Source organism: Streptomyces sp. NPDC091377 (assembly GCF_044757045.1).
In the GTDB taxonomy this organism is placed as follows: Bacteria; Actinomycetota; Actinomycetes; order Streptomycetales; family Streptomycetaceae; genus Streptomyces.
The window spans coordinates 1-1889 of sequence record NZ_JBIVUE010000057.1 but is presented as its reverse complement, the minus strand read 5'-3'; the positions used below and the strand labels follow the sequence as shown (position 1 = coordinate 1889).

General features: G+C 68.2%; 1 protein-coding gene. It reads left to right on the top strand.

Going from position 1 to position 1889, the window contains the following annotated elements:
- Positions 1-1889, top strand: a 1889-nt coding sequence (locus tag ACIQNG_RS39080; RefSeq protein ID WP_401492025.1) for a polyketide synthase dehydratase domain-containing protein, incomplete at both ends; no start/stop codon positions are given.

The window sequence follows — 1889 nt, the reverse complement described above, 5'->3', positions numbered from 1 at the left end:
CCCCACCAACACACCAACCTCCCCACCTACCCCTTCCAACACCAGCCCTACTGGCTCCACACCCCCACCCACACCACCAACGCCAACGACCTCGGCATGGCGACGAGCGCGCACCCCTTGCTCGCCGCCACCGTTCAGCTCGCCGACAGTGTGAACAGGGCAGACGCCGGTGAATCCTCCGGCACATCGACGGTCTTCATGGGCCGGATCGGCCTGAATACTCACCCTTGGCTGGCGGACCATGCCGTGGCAGGAACGGTCCTGCTTCCCGGAACCGCCCTGGTCGACCTGGCACTCCACGTCGGCGACCACACCGGCGCCCCCCACCTCGAAGAACTCACCCTCCACACCCCGCTCACCCTGGACGACACGACCAGCCGCGACCTCCAGATCACGACGGTCTCTGAGGCCACTGGCCGGCAGATCACCATCCACTCCCGCCCCCACACGGATGAACCGGACGCCACCGACTCCGAGTGGATCTGCCACGCCACCGGCACCCTCACCACCACGCAGGAGCAGGCCGAACTCCTCACTCAGTGGCCTCCCGGGGACGCGACCCCCGTCGAGATCTCGGACCTGTACGAGCAGCTGGCAGCCGCCGGCTACGAGTACGGCAGCACCTTCCAGGGCGTTGTCGGCATTTGGGCTCAGCCTGACGGCACCCTCCACGCTGAGATCACCCTGCCCGAAGAGACCGACGCCGCCGGACACACCATCCACCCCGCCCTCCTCGACGCGGCCCTCCACCCCCTCGCTGCCCGAGCCGTCTCCTCGGCCACCGACAGCGAACTGCGGCTGCCGTTCGCCTGGACCGGCGTCACCATCCACGCCACCAACGCCACCCACCTCCGGGTCACCCTCACCACCACCGGCAACGACATCACCGTCCGGGCCTGGGACCCCACCGGCGCACCTGTCGTCACCGTCAACACCCTCGCCTCCCGCCCGATCGATCCCACGGCGCTGACCACCAGTGCGAGCAACGAGACCCGCAACAGCCTCTTCCAACTCGCCTGGAAACCCGCGGAGGCCGCCGCAGGGGAAGTCGACCTCGACCTGGTCGACGTCTACACCCCGGACATGGACGAGGACGAGGACAGCAACGACCCGGCAGCGGCGCACAGGGCCACCGAGTCGCTCCTCACTCACCTGCAGTCCTGGCTGGCCACCAACGAGACCACCGACCGTACCCTGGTCGTCCTCACCCACCACGCGATCGCCACCACCCCAGCAGAGGACGTCCGCCTGGCCCACGCTCCCCTGTGGGGCCTGATCCGCACGGCCCAGAACGAGAACCCCGGCCGTATCCACCTCATCGACACCGACAACCCGGTCGACACGTCCTACCTCGCCGAGGTTCTCGCCACGGGTGAGTACCAACTGGCCGTGCGTTACGGCCAGTTCCTCGTGCCGAGGCTGGTTCGGTCAGCCGATCACGTCGACGGCCGGTTGACCATTCCGAGCGACGACCCGACGTGGCGACTGGACAAGACAGCCCCCGGCACGCTGGACAACCTGGCGTTCCTGCCCAACCCCGAGCTACCGGACGAGCTTGCGCCGGGGCAGGTCCGGATCGACGTCCGTGCGATCGGGCTGAACTTCCGCGACGTGCTGATCACGCTCGGCATGTATCCGGGCGATGCGCTCTTGGCCAGCGAGGGCGCCGGCATCGTCACGGAGGTGGCCGACGACGTCACCAACGTCCGCGTGGGCGACCGCATCATGGGCATGTTCCCGCACGGCGTGGGTGCACAGACGGTTACTGATCACCGTCTGATCACCACGATCCCCGACGACTGGTCCTTCACCACAGCCGCCGGTGTCCCCGTCGCGTTCCTCACCGCCTACTACGCCCTCTACGACCTCGCCGACCTCCAACCCGGCGA